13 protein-coding genes are annotated in these 15,022 nt (G+C 35.0%); 9 read left to right on the top strand and 4 right to left on the bottom strand.

Features of this window, described 5'->3' with window-relative positions:
* Positions 1–4: 4 nt before the first annotated feature.
* On the bottom strand, positions 5–781 hold the full coding sequence (locus tag V7150_RS16775) for a hypothetical protein (RefSeq protein ID WP_335520686.1): 777 nt from the start codon (positions 779–781) through the stop codon (positions 5–7).
* Between the two features lie 731 nt (positions 782–1,512).
* Here V7150_RS16775 and V7150_RS16770 point away from each other — a divergent pair.
* Positions 1,513–4,326, top strand: coding sequence for a DEAD/DEAH box helicase (locus tag V7150_RS16770; protein WP_335520684.1), 2,814 nt, complete (start codon positions 1,513–1,515; stop codon positions 4,324–4,326).
* Positions 4,327–4,345: 19 nt separating this feature from the next.
* On the opposite strand, the gene V7150_RS16765 is transcribed toward V7150_RS16770, so the two are convergent.
* Entirely contained in the window at positions 4,346–4,744 is a 399-nt protein-coding gene (locus V7150_RS16765; protein WP_335520682.1) for a (deoxy)nucleoside triphosphate pyrophosphohydrolase, read from the bottom strand.
* Between the two features lie 313 nt (positions 4,745–5,057).
* Here V7150_RS16765 and V7150_RS16760 point away from each other — a divergent pair, with 313 nt between their 5' ends.
* From V7150_RS16760 to V7150_RS16740, 5 genes are all read left to right on the top strand, one after another.
* Positions 5,058–5,510, top strand: a complete 453-nt coding sequence (locus V7150_RS16760) for a nucleoside deaminase (protein WP_335520679.1) — start codon at positions 5,058–5,060, stop codon at positions 5,508–5,510.
* Between the two features lie 382 nt (positions 5,511–5,892).
* Positions 5,893–6,453: a DUF4240 domain-containing protein gene (locus tag V7150_RS16755; protein ID WP_335520676.1), complete on the top strand. Its 561-nt coding sequence runs from the start codon at positions 5,893–5,895 to the stop codon at positions 6,451–6,453.
* 55 nt (positions 6,454–6,508) lie between these two features.
* Positions 6,509–6,988, top strand: a complete 480-nt coding sequence (locus V7150_RS16750; RefSeq protein WP_420490303.1) for a GNAT family N-acetyltransferase — start codon at positions 6,509–6,511, stop codon at positions 6,986–6,988.
* A gap of 59 nt (positions 6,989–7,047) precedes the next feature.
* Positions 7,048–7,605 carry an HD domain-containing protein gene (locus V7150_RS16745; RefSeq protein WP_335520672.1) on the top strand — a complete coding sequence of 186 codons (558 nt, stop codon included), beginning with the start codon at positions 7,048–7,050 and terminating at the stop codon, positions 7,603–7,605.
* A 115-nt stretch (positions 7,606–7,720) separates the two neighbouring features.
* Complete coding sequence (locus V7150_RS16740; protein WP_335520670.1) at positions 7,721–7,885, top strand: hypothetical protein; 165 nt, start codon at positions 7,721–7,723, stop codon at positions 7,883–7,885.
* 681 nt (positions 7,886–8,566) lie between these two features.
* Here the strand turns inward: V7150_RS16740 and V7150_RS16735 are convergent.
* Positions 8,567–9,409 carry a DNA-binding domain-containing protein gene (locus V7150_RS16735; protein ID WP_335520668.1) on the bottom strand — a complete coding sequence of 281 codons (843 nt, stop codon included), beginning with the start codon at positions 9,407–9,409 and terminating at the stop codon, positions 8,567–8,569.
* Positions 9,406–10,695, bottom strand: a complete 1,290-nt coding sequence (locus V7150_RS16730) for a sensor histidine kinase (protein ID WP_335520666.1) — start codon at positions 10,693–10,695, stop codon at positions 9,406–9,408. The genes V7150_RS16735 and V7150_RS16730 overlap by 4 nt, the downstream gene beginning before the upstream one ends.
* A gap of 101 nt (positions 10,696–10,796) precedes the next feature.
* On the opposite strand from V7150_RS16730, the gene argF reads away from it, so the two are divergent.
* From argF to V7150_RS16715, 3 genes are all read left to right on the top strand, one after another.
* Entirely contained in the window at positions 10,797–11,795 is a 999-nt protein-coding gene (argF, locus tag V7150_RS16725; RefSeq protein ID WP_335520663.1) for an ornithine carbamoyltransferase, read from the top strand.
* 12 nt (positions 11,796–11,807) lie between these two features.
* Positions 11,808–12,737, top strand: a complete 930-nt coding sequence (gene arcC, locus V7150_RS16720) for a carbamate kinase (RefSeq protein ID WP_335520660.1) — start codon at positions 11,808–11,810, stop codon at positions 12,735–12,737.
* A gap of 599 nt (positions 12,738–13,336) precedes the next feature.
* The gene (locus tag V7150_RS16715; protein ID WP_335520658.1) at positions 13,337–14,908 is read left to right on the top strand and encodes a YfcC family protein; all 1,572 of its coding nucleotides are present in this window, start codon (positions 13,337–13,339) and stop codon (positions 14,906–14,908) included.
* Positions 14,909–15,022: the final 114 nt, after the last annotated feature.

Below are 15,022 nucleotides of genomic sequence, written 5' to 3'. Positions count from 1 at the left end.
CCCGTTACACCTCAACTTTTCTGTCGAGTAACCAACAAGAAATAAGGAATAAGCTGAACGCTACGATTACATAAATAACAAGTCCCACCATTGGTATATCGACGGCATTCAAAGAAATCTGCCATCCTCCATGTTTGAAATCACCATTCGCGTTCATTAAAACTGGAATTTTCCATTTGTTTATTATTTCTTTTAAGAATTCAATCTTAGCCAAAAGGGCTGTAATGGTATTAAAGACAAAAAACAGGAGTAAAATTACAAGCCAGCGCAAATTTTTAACCGCTGGAAATTTCCCTAAGGAATGGTAAACAGTCCAATAGAAAATGGCCCAACAAGAAATATATAAACCGAACAACAGTAAGCCGACATTGAATACTGTAATTCCCTTAAACAAATCAGCCGCTTCAATATAGAGTTGATTTTTATTAAATTGATAAATAATTAAGCCGACTCCTGTTAAAAACACTTGAGCAATCAGTTGATAAATAGAGGAAACAGCTATCTTTGATAAAAATAGTGCTTTACTGTTTTGCGGATTATACAGCCACAATTGTGTCTTTCCTTCCAAACGAAGCATAGACAATAACATTCCCGGCAAGAAAAACGCGTGAAATCCGATTAACAGTAGGACCGCGACAGGAAGAAATGTTAGCGGCCTATGAAAATAAATCTCTAATGAAAACGGTATAAGCAAAAAAACAGCCAGGAAAATAAGCCATAAAAGAAACCAAAATTTTGAGATGCCAAAGTCCTTTTTCAATAGACCTTGAAAAGCTAACATATTTTTATAACCTCCAGTAATCATGTATTAGTGTACTAATTTGATAGTACACTAATACATAATTACACGTCAATAGGCTTTAGAATTATTTCTAGATGGTGTCAGGCACCAAGAAAAGTGAAGGATAGCGTATGAAATTAAAAAATAGGGGTGATTCACATATTTAGGGGAAATGCAAAAAGGATATTTATATAATAGTATTGATTTACTAATTATTTTTCTCATCCCTATAGTGTTATCGTTACTCTTTGTTCCAATTTCTTACAGTTTTGCTGTTTATTCGAAATACCAGGAACTATTTATAATAATGAGTTTTAGGGGACCAGAAAAAAAGAGAATTAAAAGAAGGCATAGATGGGAAATTATGAAAGAATGTAAGTTGACATATAAAAGAGTAACCTACTTTAGGGAAACATATTTGAAAGAAATGTATGTGAATATGAGTCAAGATGAGTTCAACAAAATCATGGAGAAGTTTAAACAAACATGTCCTTATGACATATAAAAGGATTGACATAAACTTTTAAAAACCTCATTTAGATACGTTCTGGTGAACCGTACCATAGATAAGGTTCTCTATTTTTTAAACCGATTTAACCTTAAATAATAGATCTTCTATTTGCATATTTAATAGAGGATCTTTTTTATTACCCTTAAATATAGTACAATTTCCTCATATCCAATATATAACATTACTGAGTTTGCTGGTAAATATAGTTAGGGGCAATCCAATGGAAGCGGTCGAAAAGAAATTAATCGTTAATTCCGACAACGGGAATTTATTAAGAGAGTTAGTAAAATCGATGAATGAATGTGAGCGGTTTTATTTTAGTGTTGCATTTATTAACTTCAGCGGTCTACAGCTGCTCCTTGATCCCTTAAAGGAAGCGGAGAAAAAGGGAATTGAAGGAAAGATTATTACTTCCACATATCTCAATTTTACTGATGCAAAGGCGTTAGAAAAAATAAGAGAGTTTAAGAATGTTGATTTAAAGGTTTTTGTTACCGATAAAGAGATTGGTTTCCATACGAAAGCATACATATTTGAGTATCAGGACAGCTTTAAAGTGATAATTGGTTCATCCAATATCACTCAAAGCGCGCTGAAAAGCAATATTGAATGGAATGTTGAAATCATCGCAAAAGAGAATGGTAGGTTTATTCAAGATGTTTTAAAGGAGTATGATTATCTTTGGAATATGAGTGTGGAAGCGGATCAGGATTTTATTAGTAGATATGAAGATTTTCTAAAAAGCTTCAAAAATACGCAAATAACTCATCAATTGATATATGAAAATAAACAATACATCGTTCCTAATAGAATGCAAAAACGAGCTACCGAAAATTTGGAGAGACTGAGAAGCTTTGGGGAGAAAAAGGCACTTGTTATTGCTGCCACGGGTACGGGAAAAACGTATATGTCGGCATTTGATGTAAAGAATTATAAACCGAAGAGACTTCTTTTCATTGTTCATAGGGAAGAGATTTTAAAGAAAGCCAAGGATACCTTTGAAATGCTGTTACCGAATGAGGGACTGACTTTTGGCTTACTGACAGGTAATCATAAGCAGAAACATGTCGATTATGTGTTTGCTACTATTCAAACCATTTCTAAATGCTTTCATGAATTTGGAAAGGATGAATTTGATTATCTGATTATTGATGAAGCCCATCACGCAACAAGCCCGACTTATCAAATGGTTTTGGATTATTTCGAACCGAAGTTTACTTTGGGGATGACGGCGACACCAGAACGAAGCGATGGGTATAATGTATTTAATTTGTTTGATAATAATGTGGCTCTCGAGGTCCGTTTACATGAGGCTTTAGAGGACGAACTGGTTATTCCTTTTCACTACTTTGGAATAACTGATATTGATGGCGTTGATTTAAGTGATGTGGATATTGACGATATAACCGAAATCACGAAAAGATTAAAGGTTAATGAACGCGTTGATTTTATTATTGAAAAAATGGACTTCTATGGTCATGATGGGGAGAAAAGAAAAGGCCTCGGATTCTGTGTAAGCATTGAGCATGCACAGTATATGGCTAGTGAATTTAATAAAAGAGGCTATAAAAGCATGTGTTTATATGGGGCTGATACACCTGAAACACGTGAACAATATATTAATCGATTAGAAAGTGACCAGGATGAATTAGAATTTATTTTTACCGTTGATATATTTAATGAAGGAGTGGATATTCCTTCTGTCAACACGGTTCTCATGTTAAGGCCAACCAACTCCCCGATTGTGTTTATTCAGCAACTGGGAAGAGGTTTGCGTAAGCATAAAAATAAAGAATTCTTAACTGTCCTTAATTTTATCGGTAATCATAATAAAACGTTTCTAATTGCATTGGCGTTAAATGGAAGTCGCTATTATGACAAAGAGAGCTTAAAGGTTGCGATTGCTACCGGTTTTGCGAATATACCTGGGTGCACTCATATCCAAATGGATAAGATTTCACAAGAAAGAATTTTGGCTCAGATTGATAACGAAAACTTCAATTCTATGAAATATTTGAAGGAAGAGTACTTCGAATTTAAAAAGCTCAATCAGGGTCGAACGCCTTTATTATTAATGGATTATATGAAATATGATGGAGCGCCTGACCCTGTTAAATTCATTGTTCGAGAAAAAACGTACTTGCAATTTGTAGCCAAAGTTGAAAAAGATGATGAATTAAAAGGTCTTTTACTAAATGATGTATTTGATGGGACTTTAAAAGAATTATCAAGTAAGCTGCCACTTAAGCGAATCTATGAATTTGTGATCATCCGCTATTTATTAGACCACGAGGAAATGAATCTGGAAATCGCTAAGCGTCAAATCGTAAAGATGATTCATGATGTGGACGATGATAGCGTGCTACATGCTTTTGAAACCTTGAATCAAAACTATTATGATAGTGTCCAGCTTAAGAATAAGCCTAAACTGGTTCAATATAGCAATGGCAAACTGGTTAAGACTGCAATGTTTACAGAGCTATTAGAAAATGAGGATTACCGGAAGTTTACTGAAGATATCATTAATTACGGGATTTTCAGATATGAGAAGGAATTTAAAGCAGAATACTATGGTGTTCCGCAATTTAAATTATACGAGCAATATCAAATGGTGGACGCTGCTTTGTTATCTAATTACCGTAAAATCCATAGTTCCTTTAGGGGTTCAGGGCTTCTTACGAATGGGAATGATTATTTCTTGTTTATCGATCTTCACAAAGAAGAGGATATTAAGGAAAGTATCAATTATAATGATAAATTTATCGATGATCGTTATTTTCAATGGCAAACACCAAATAGTACTTCTCAAAATACAGACAGAGGGCAAAACATTATTTTTAATGGCCGTCGCGGGATTAACCTTCATCTATTTGTAAGGAAGTACCGAGAAATAGACGGAAAAAACGAGCCTTTCATTTATATTGGAAGAGGGAATACGGTCCAATATGAAGGTGAGAAACCAATTACTGTTAAATTAAAATTAGAAAACGAAATTCCTTCTACCCTATTTACGGAGTTTACGAAAAAAGTATAGTCTTCTCATTTCGAGAAGACTATTTTTCATGGATTAATTGTTCCACTGCCGGAATATCGGCCGGTGCCCACTTTAATGATTCTAGATTTTCTCTTTTTAGCCATATTAGTTTTGAATGTTCACTTGCTGTTGGAGTTCCGTCAACGACGCGACATTTAATCGAGATTAAATTAATAATAAACGTATCATATTCATGGATATTATCATTAAATATTTCTTTAAATGTTTCAATTTTACAGTCTAACTCTTCAGAAATTTCTCTTTCAAGCGCAGAAAAAATGTCCTCGTTTGCTTCAACTTTCCCACCTGGGAACTCCCACATATTTGGAATAGACATTTCTGGGGATCTAAGAGCACAAAGGATTTCTTGATGTTCATTTTCAATTATTGCTGCAACAACTTTTACTAGTTTTTTCATAATAGCCTCCAAAAAATTATTACAATTATAATGATATCATTTTTTAGGAAAATTTATTTGAATCAGAAATAAGGATTAATAAAGATTATTTTATAAGTTGACCAATTAATATTGGTGCATTACACCTAATGATTTATTGAGAATTATCACGAAGGAGAAATAACGATTGGACATTTATAGGTTGAAATCTAATAAAAAGTTAGTGTCTCTTTTTCCGTAAAATCTCAAGAATTTGAAAAAGGCATTACGAGTAATTAAGATGATAAGAGCTAAAGCAATTTTATTTTTAAAACAATAGGAAAGGCAGGTTGGAATGGACAAATTTATGAAGCGGGCGGTTAAACTTGCAGTAGAGAACGTTCAAGATGGTGGGCAGCCGTTTGGGGCAGTGCTGGTAAAGAATGACACGATTATTTCAGAAGGTGTAAATGAGCTGCACAAAACATTTGATATTAGCGGTCATGCGGAATTGCTGGCGATTCGCCGTGCCCAGGACCAATGGCAAATGAATAATTTATCGGGTTGTGTCGTATATGCAAGCGGGGAGCCTTGTCCGATGTGCTTAACAGCAATGTATTTTGCCGGAATCGAAAAGGTTTATTATTGTGCGTCCATTGAGGATGCTGCTGAGGCTGGCTTGGGTAAATCAAGAATGATTTATGAAGACCTGAAAAAACCGAAAGAGGAAAGGACTATTTCTATGACCCGAATGCCATTGGAAGAAGGGCAAGAAAATCCAATGGAACTCTGGAAAAAGCAGATATAAAACCACTTTGATGCGAGTACAAAATGGAAGGCCTAGGCCTTCCATTTTCCGATTCTAATTATCTAATGATGTCTTCCGATCAAAAATCATTACAGTAATAATTTACTTTTAAACCAAGAAAGGATAACACATAAATAGTTAACTGGGGTTTATATTTGCCATAGGGGGAACCACATTTTTTTAAACGTTAAGGAGTAGATTTTTTACATACGTATGCAGGATTAGTTAATTAAAAAAGCGAATGAAGTAGCAGTAGAGCAATAAGAGTTAATATTGAGTTGATTTTTTTAATAGCCCAATAAAGAAAATTAAGACCCTGACGGGAATCAGCTTATGATATGTCAGTGCTAAAAAATTATTTTGAGGTTTTGGAGGGATAGTAATGGATAAGAGAGAATTTTGGAACTTGGTAGAACAGTCAAAGGCATTTGAGGAAAGTCGCGTCGAATGGCTGACAGAAGTACTAAGTAAGAAAGCGGAGAACGAAATATTAGATTATGAGTTTATCTTCCAAAGTTATATGAATGAAAGTTATCAATCACGCCTTTGGGGAGCTGCTTATATTATTATGGGTGGCTGTTCAGATGATTTGTTTGATTACTTTCGAGGCTGGCTTATTTCGCAAGGGCAGGAAGTTTTTGAGGAAACATTAAAGAACCCTGAGTTCTTAGCCGGATATATTTCCGATCAAAATCTAGGTGATGAGGGTGTTCCTGAATTTGAGGATTTCTTGAATATTGGATTTGATGCCTTCACACTTAAAAAGGACGGAGATATAGAGGAATGGGATGGGGATTTGTATGATGAAATGCTAGATTCACTGGCTGAAAAGGGGCTAGAACAAAACAGTGATATCGAATTTGATTGGGAGGACGAAGATGATTTAGCAGAGATGTTTCCAATATTATGGGAGCGGTTTGGAGAAGAACCATTAGGTTATTAAAATAAACGAAATAACCATTCAATTATAAATAATGGTTTTTAGGGAGACAAATAATGTGAACATTGTTCATACTACTAAACTAGAAAAAAGCAAGATTACTCATTTTTTTTCAAATCATTGGGGTAGCCCGCAAATGGTCATTTCAAGTGGAATCTTTCAATGTGATGAGTTAGATGGTTTCGCTGCCTTAAATGATAATGGAGATATTATCGGTTTAATTACAACTGTTATTTCAGGTGATGAGTGTGAAATTATTTCATTAGATAGCATTGAAGAAAATAAGGGGATTGGGACTAGGCTTATCCAACAGCTCGAACGAACAGCCAGAGAACAGGATTGCAGACGGGTAAAGTTAGTGACCACTAATGATAACCTGCATGCATTGCAATTTTATCAAAAGAGGGGATATCGGCTGGTACATATATATCCAAATGCGGTTGAAGAGGCAAGGAGAATAAAACCCGAAATCTCTCTTTTCGCTGAAAATGGGATTCCAATTTGCGACGAAATACTTTTAGAAAAATCTTTAGACTAGACTCTGTTCGTTAACACTATGATAAAGAAAGGAACACTAAATAAGGAGGAAAGCCCGTTATGAATGTCATTGAAAAGGCACTTCAGGTTGCAAGCAGAGCACATGTAAATCAGTATAGAAAAAACACCGATATTCCCTATATTACTCATCCAGTCGCGGTGGGGATGACTTTAATGAAAGCTGGATATAGTGATGATATTGTTGCTGCAGGAATCTTACATGATACGGTTGAAGATACATCACTTTCATTAGCAGATATTGAACGAGAATTTGACCCTAAAATAGCGGGTATTGTAGAAGGATGCTCAGAACCTAATAAATCGTTATCATGGGAGGAACGAAAAAGGCATACAATCGAGTTTTTAAAGTCTGCCTCAATAGAAATTCGAGCTGTTGCCTGCGCCGATAAATTACATAATATAAGGTCTATCATGAATGACTATGAACAAATCGGTGACATGGTTTGGGAAAGGTTTAATCGAGGCAAACAGGATCAAGAGTGGTACTATCGAAACGTTGTTGAAAGCTTGGGTTACCAGTCAAACTTTAAGTTGTTAGATGAATTAAAGATTGAAGTAAATCGATTGTTTAACCATAACAACACAGAAGAGCTATAGCTACTAGCTATAACCTCTTAAGTTACTGGATATCAGTATTTATCTAGATAATCTAATAAAGTCTGTGAGGGAATAAGAATAGATAAAAAGAATTTTGAATTGTGGAGAATAATAAATGAACATAAATAATTTCCAAAGAATCGGTTCAGTTAGTAATTCACAAGTTGGAAGAGATTTTGAGGAAGCTGCTAGAAAATATTTTAAAGCTAACAGCATTGACCTTACTTTTGGACATTCATTACCCGTTAGAATTGAAGATAAAAAAATCGCATACGTTTGACTTAGGTGAGGTATTCTACAATTCAAAAAGAATACACTCAGCAAACGGATATTTATCAACTTCGAAGTACGAACAGATGTACTACAACAAGATCATGTGCTAACAGAAGACAAATACTTTTCCTTTTCATTCAAGTACAGAATGAATTCTGTACTTGAATGAAGAGGCCACCAAGCGAAAGCGCGGTAGAGAATAAAAATCTAAAGAATTGTGTCTACTCTATTGACCTAATACCACTGGTGCAATAGAAATAAAAAAGAGCAGTCAAAAGACTACTCAAGAATAATGCGTTTACTTTATTAATCCATTTCCCGTTTACGGGCTTAAAGACAGAGCTTTCAGACAAAATTATCTGTTCTTTTGCGTACAATTACCTGTTCGTTTCGTCTGTGGGGGCGATATATTATCTTATGAGTAGGTGTATTTTGTTCCTGTTATAAAATGCCGAAATTACCAAATTCAATAGCAAATTTGTTTGAGTACTGCTGCCCTATTTAGATTTCTAAATAAGACAGCATCTTAAAAGTATAGTTGGTCGTTCAAGTGATTATCTAATTCAAAGAATGTAGCTTTTCCCCTTATTTTACATGGTTTTCATGCACTAAGACATAAAAAATGAGTCGTTAGGGGGACTTGATTTCTTTGCTTGATGGCTATGGACCGGAACCCCTAAAAAGGCAATTAATTATTGGCTTGCATTACTAAGCCATCAAAAAATTGCTTTAGAGATACTTTGCCTCCGGTTGCCGATTTTCCTTGCAAGAAGAGAATCTCTTTGTGGATATTTTTATACCCATAGAGAGTGTTCGCACACTCAATAGTTAATTCATTGTCAAAATCATCTTGACATAAATTAGCGAGATTTATCATCCCCTTTTTTATAGCTCGTCTAACGCGCTGAAAAATAATTTTCTTTTCATGAGAGTCTAAAGAAAATTGTTGATAAAAGTTGATAGAGTTAAAAGAAATATTTTGTTCGCTCATCACTTGACTAATACTTAATATATCAGCATAACCGGCTTCAGAAGTTATTCCTAAAAATCCTAGAATAGATCGTACCTTCTTTTTTGTTTCATTAAAATGATTTGAGTTTAAATTTGAATAGCCAGTTGAAGAAGATCCTAATAAGTTTTGAATTTTTTTCAGCTTTTGTTCCATCAAAATACTTTGTTTTACTCGATCAACGATCGTCCGGACTTCAATAATATTGATTGGTTTATCGATAAAAAATTCGATTCCAGCTTTATAAGCATCTTCTCTCAATTCACTATCTCGTACTTGTGAAATCATAATAAATTTCAACTCAGGTTTAGCCTTGCAAAGTGCTTCAACTAATGCAATACCGTTTAGTTCGGGCATTAACAAATCTACTAATACAATATCAACATTCAGTAACATCAGTTCATTTAAGGCCATTTTAGGCGATACCGAAGTTCCAACTACCTGATTGTTCATGTCTTCTTCCACGATTCTTTGCAAGATCATAGTGACTGAAAGATCATCATCAATAATATAAACATTCATGATTGTTCCCCCATAGTTAGTTTTCCCTTGTTAAATGTTAAAAAGAAGATAGTTCCTTTTCCTTCAGAAACAACTTTTATATTGCCTCCGAATTGTTCTGCCACAATAATTTTAACGTGCGACAAGCCAATCCCTCGATAAATATCTCCTGTATATTGATTAAATTTAGTAGAAAAACCCGGTTGAAAGATCATATCTTTGATCTCTGAAGGAATACCAGGACCGTTGTCAGAAATACTTATTAGCAACTGCTCTCCCTGATCCGTGACAATTACTGTTATTGAGCCTCCATGTTGTTTTCCTATTGCATCAATGCTATTTGCAATAATATTCGACAAGATCGAAACCAAGTAGTAATGATTATTTATTTGTAGATCAATTTGGTTCTTGACCGTAATCAAAATATCCAATTTTCTTTCTCTAATAAGACTGCGTGAATGCATTAAGACGATCTTAAGTATGTCGCATAAACGCATAAATGAGTCATTTTCTACTTCAAAATAACTCCCCAATCCTTTGATAACATTTTGATAATCTTTTTTTACTTCATGTACGTCTCTAGCAATATCTAACGCAATAACTCCATTTTTGCTGGAAGGGTTTTCATTTGAAAGCTCTTTGTTGAGTAAATAAGCATTTTTCATGATTCTTTCGATTTCGTTAATATTTTTATTCATAAAATATACTTCACTTTTAACTGCTGAAACTGACCACAAAAAGTAATAATACCGTTGCTCATGACTTTCTTTTCTAATCATAAGCGTAAAGTAATGATACAAAAATGCAATAAAGCAACTAATAAGACTGCGTAATAGCGCTACTAAAAACAATATTTTAAATATACGTAGACTATAATCCGAGAAATTTAACAGAAGACTAACTTCTAAGATATTAGAAATATAATCACACAGCAAAATGGTAAAAAAGAAAGAACTATCATTGCGATATGTGCGATGCCAGTATAAAAAATAATACACACATCCGTAACAAAGATAAAAAGCAATATCGGTAAATATATACTGAGCAATTGTTTCGATAGCATAACTATTGGTTATAAAAAGCAGAAGTCCGCGGAAAAAAGGTGAAACAATTGCAATTCCAAATGTTAATGGTATCGGATTTAGATCATCATTAAAATATAAAAAAATGGGTAATAAGATGACGGACAGGGTCAAAATGAAGCCATCCGAAAAAATCGTCATATTAATTTGTGCCGCCAATGCGATACAAGTTGCAGCAATGCTTATTCTCTTGATTTGATTAATGTTGCGAGAAAAAAACGACATAAAAAATCCCCCAAAAAAAAAAAAAACTTGTCGAATCTTTTTAAAGTTTCTTGAAGCTTCCAAGTACACTTTGATTATAGAATTTAAAGGAGGAACAAACAATGAACAATTTACGAAATCGAAGCTTTTTGACACTACTAGATTTTTCACCAAAAGAAATGGAATTTTTGTTGAACCTGTCTGAAGATCTAAAGAGAGCTAAATATGCAGGTCTTGAACAAAAGAGATTAAGTGGTAAGAATATCGCGTTGATTTTTGAAAAGGATTCCACACGGACTCGTTGTGCTTTTGAAGTGGCAGCCTATGATCAAGGTGCACATGTCACATATTTAGGTCCTACTGGAAGCCAAATGGGTAAGAAGGAAAGCGCCAAAGATACTGCACGAGTGCTTGGGGGAATGTTTGATGGTATCGAATATCGCGGATTCTCGCAACGAACAGTAGAAACTTTAGCTAAATATTCTGGCGTTCCTGTATGGAATGGCTTAACTGATGAAGATCACCCTACACAAGTATTGGCAGACTTCTTAACTGCTAAAGAATGCTTGAAGAAGCCTTATAATCAAATTCACTTTACTTATGTAGGTGACGGACGTAACAACGTAGCAAATGCATTGATGATTGGTGCTTCAATTATGGGTATGACATTCCATTTGGTTTGTCCAAGTGAATTAAATCCAACTGATGAATTATTAGCTAAATGTAAAAAAATTGCAGCTACGACTGGAGCCTCCATTTTAGTCACAGATAACATTGATGAAGGTGTACTGCATTCTGATGTGATCTATACAGATGTTTGGGTATCCATGGGGGAACCAGATGAAGTTTGGCAAGAACGAATCAAATTACTAGAACCTTATCGTGTTACCAAAGAATTGATGGATAAAACACAAAACCCTAATGTAATTTTTGAGCATTGCTTACCATCTTTTCATGATTTAGAAACCAAAGTTGGGAAAGAAATTTTTGAAAAATATGGATTGAAGGAAATGGAAGTCAGTGACGAAGTATTTGAAAGCGCTGCCTCAGTTGTTTTCCAAGAAGCAGAAAATCGGATGCATACTATTAAAGCTGTAATGGTTGCAACATTAGGTGCTTAAGGAGGAAACTAAATGTCTAAGATCGTAGTTGCTTTAGGTGGAAATGCACTAGGAAATTCCCCTGAAGAACAATTAAAGCTGGTTCAACAAACGGCAGCTTCTCTTGTAGGATTGATTTCTAAAGGCCACCAAGTGGTTATCAGTCACGGTAATGGCCCTCAAGTAGGTACCATCAATCTAGGGATGAACTATGCAGCTGAGCACGGTCAATCTCCAGCTTTTCCATTTCCAGAATGTGGAGCGATGAGTCAAAGTTACATTGGCTATCATTTGCAACAAAGTTTGCAAAACGAATTACGCAAAAATAAATTGACTAAAGAAGTAGTTACCTTGGTTACTCAAGTCGAGGTTGATCCAAGTGATCCAGCCTTTTCCAATCCTACTAAGCCAATCGGATCATTTTATGACAAAACAGCTGCAGAAAAAATTGCGAAAGAAAAAGGCTACGTTTTTGTTGAAGATGCTGGTCGTGGTTACCGGAGAGTTGTTGCTTCACCTTTACCAAAAGAGATCGTAGAGTTTAAAAGTATTAACCACCTTATTGAAGCTAATACTTTAGTGATTGCAAGTGGCGGTGGTGGTGTGCCTGTTGTGAAAGATCATGGTAACTATACAGGAGTTCCAGCAGTTATTGACAAGGATAAATCAAGTGCACTATTGGCTGGGAAAATTGCTGCAGATCAATTGGTCATTCTAACCGCTGTTGATTTTGTCTATGTGAACTATGGAAAAGCAAATCAATTAGCATTAACAGAAACCAACACTCAGCAATTAAAAGAATTTATCAAGGAAAAGCAATTTTCTAAAGGGAGTATGCTGCCTAAAGTTGAGGCTTGCTTAAACTTTTTGGATGAAAATCCAAATGGGACTGCGTTGATTACTTCACTTGACCATCTAGATGAAGCCTTAGCTGGAAAAATTGGTACTCGTATTAAAAAATAAATTTATGACGGTTCTATTTCAAGATCTTTCTAGTCTGCATCTTTTGTTATTATTTGTCTAGATCTAAAGAATTGAAAGAACAGTCATGATAGATTGTTGCCTTTGGTCTGGCACTGATTCCCAAAAAATGAACTAGTTACGTGGTTATATATACCATTGCGACATTTTGGAAAGGATTTATTTGTAATTGCGGACACCTTGATCAGTTGCGACAAATAAATCTGCAGCAACTTTAAGTGCTTTTAGTAAGCTAATAAACACTAAATCCAAGAGTCAATATTGGCAATCAAATCACAACTGTCTCTATGCTATTTTTGATAAGCGGAACTTCACAAATAGGTGGAGTTCCACTTATCAAAAGTTACTAATTTCTCGTTGATACATACGCTTCTATTACGTAAAAAAATATGAATCACTATCTACATTATCTTAAGAAAGTCGAAAAAAATTGTCCCTTCGATTTTCGCTGTAACTTAAAATGATAGATCTATTTCGAACTGCATAAGCAAAAGTTCAAAATATCAAGGAAATATGCTCTCTTTTAAAGCTTTGGAATACAGCCTTTTATACGATTATATCTTTAAAGAGGAGATCGCCTTATGAACAATGTAAGTGTAGCAAATAGCATAGAAAAGGGTCCTAAAAAGAGATTTAAATTAAAAATGCCCGGAGCATTTATCATCTTGTTTATCTTAACAATTGTTGCTGTGATATCGACATGGGCTATTCCAGCAGGGTCTTATTCAAAGTTATATTATGATCAGTCTAGTTCTCAATTGCAAATTACTGATCCTTATGGAAAAGTTAAAAGTGTCCCTAGTACGCAAGAACAGCTTGACAAACTTGGTGTTAAGATTGACATCAAACAGTTTACTTCAGGAGGAATAACTAAACCAGTCTCTATTCCAAACACCTATCAAAGATTGCAACAAAAGCCTGCAGGACCTGAAGCCATAACAAGCAGTATGGTTCGCGGGACAATTGAAGCTGTTGATATTATGGTATTTATTTTTGTGTTAGGCGGCTTGATTGGTGTTGTCAAGGCAAGTGGTTCGTTTGAATCTGGTCTTATAGCTTTGACGAAAAAAACTAAGGGTCATGAGTTTCTCTTAATATTCTTCGTCGCTATTTTAATGATTTTAGGTGGAACTTTATGCGGTATCGAGGAAGAAGCCGTAGCATTTTATCCAATTTTAGTTCCTGTGTTTTTAGCGATTGGGTATGATTCTATCGTTTGTGTAGGTGCAATATTCTTAGCAAGTTCTATTGGTACCACATTTTCTACAATTAATCCTTTTTCCGTGGTCATTGCCTCTAATGCTGCAGGTATAAATTTCACTGAAGGTCTTACTTGGCGGATTGGTGGGTTAGTTTTTGCAGCTATTTTCGTGATCCTTTATTTACGTTGGTATTCTCAAAAAGTGAAAGCTGATCCTACGTTCTCCTATTCTTATGAAGATCGTAGTGAATTCAATAAAATGTGGTCTGTAGCATCTACTGAAGGCAACGAAAATTCTGCGTTTACAGTGCGTAAAAAAGTGATTTTGACATTGTTTGCCGTAGGATTCCCGATTATGGTATGGGGCGTTATGGCTAAGGGCTGGTGGTTTCCTACCATGGCTTCTTCCTTCTTAGCATTTGCTATTATCATTATGTTCTTAACTGCTACGGGAAAAAACGGTATAGGACAGAATGGCGTAGTCGATGCGTTTGTACATGGTGCATCGAGTTTAGTGGGTGTTTCCTTAATTATTGGTCTTGCTCGAGGGATTAATCTCGTGATGAATGAAGGTTTGATTTCTGATACGATACTTCAATTTTCATCCTCTCTTGTTGCGCATGTAAGTGGGCCAATTTTTATTATAGCTATGTTATTGATCTTTTTTGTTCTTGGATTTATTGTTCCGTCGTCTTCTGGATTAGCTGTTCTTTCTATGCCTATCCTTGCACCTTTAGCTGACACTGTGGAAATCCCGCGTTTTGTGATTGTTACTGCTTATCAATTTGGACAGTATGCTATGCTCTTCTTGGCACCGACTGGATTAGTAATGGCAACTTTACAAATGTTGAATATGAAGTATTCTCATTGGTTTAGATTCGTTTGGCCAGTTGTACTTTTTGTTCTAGTTTTTGGTGGGGCAATACTGGTTTTACAAGTGCTGATTTATTAGAATTGAAAGATTTTTCATTCTCTTTCAAAAAATTCAAAGTGATTATGCCAAAAGCGAACGGTAATGGAACATTTGGCAAAACTATTAGTACTTCATTAGCATTCCTGTAGGTCG

It is taken from the genome of Neobacillus drentensis (assembly GCF_036965245.1).
GTDB classification, from domain to species: domain Bacteria; phylum Bacillota; class Bacilli; order Bacillales; family Cytobacillaceae; genus Neobacillus; species Neobacillus drentensis_G.
The sequence above is the reverse complement of the archived record's forward strand: the minus strand, read 5'-3'. Positions and strand labels throughout refer to the sequence as shown.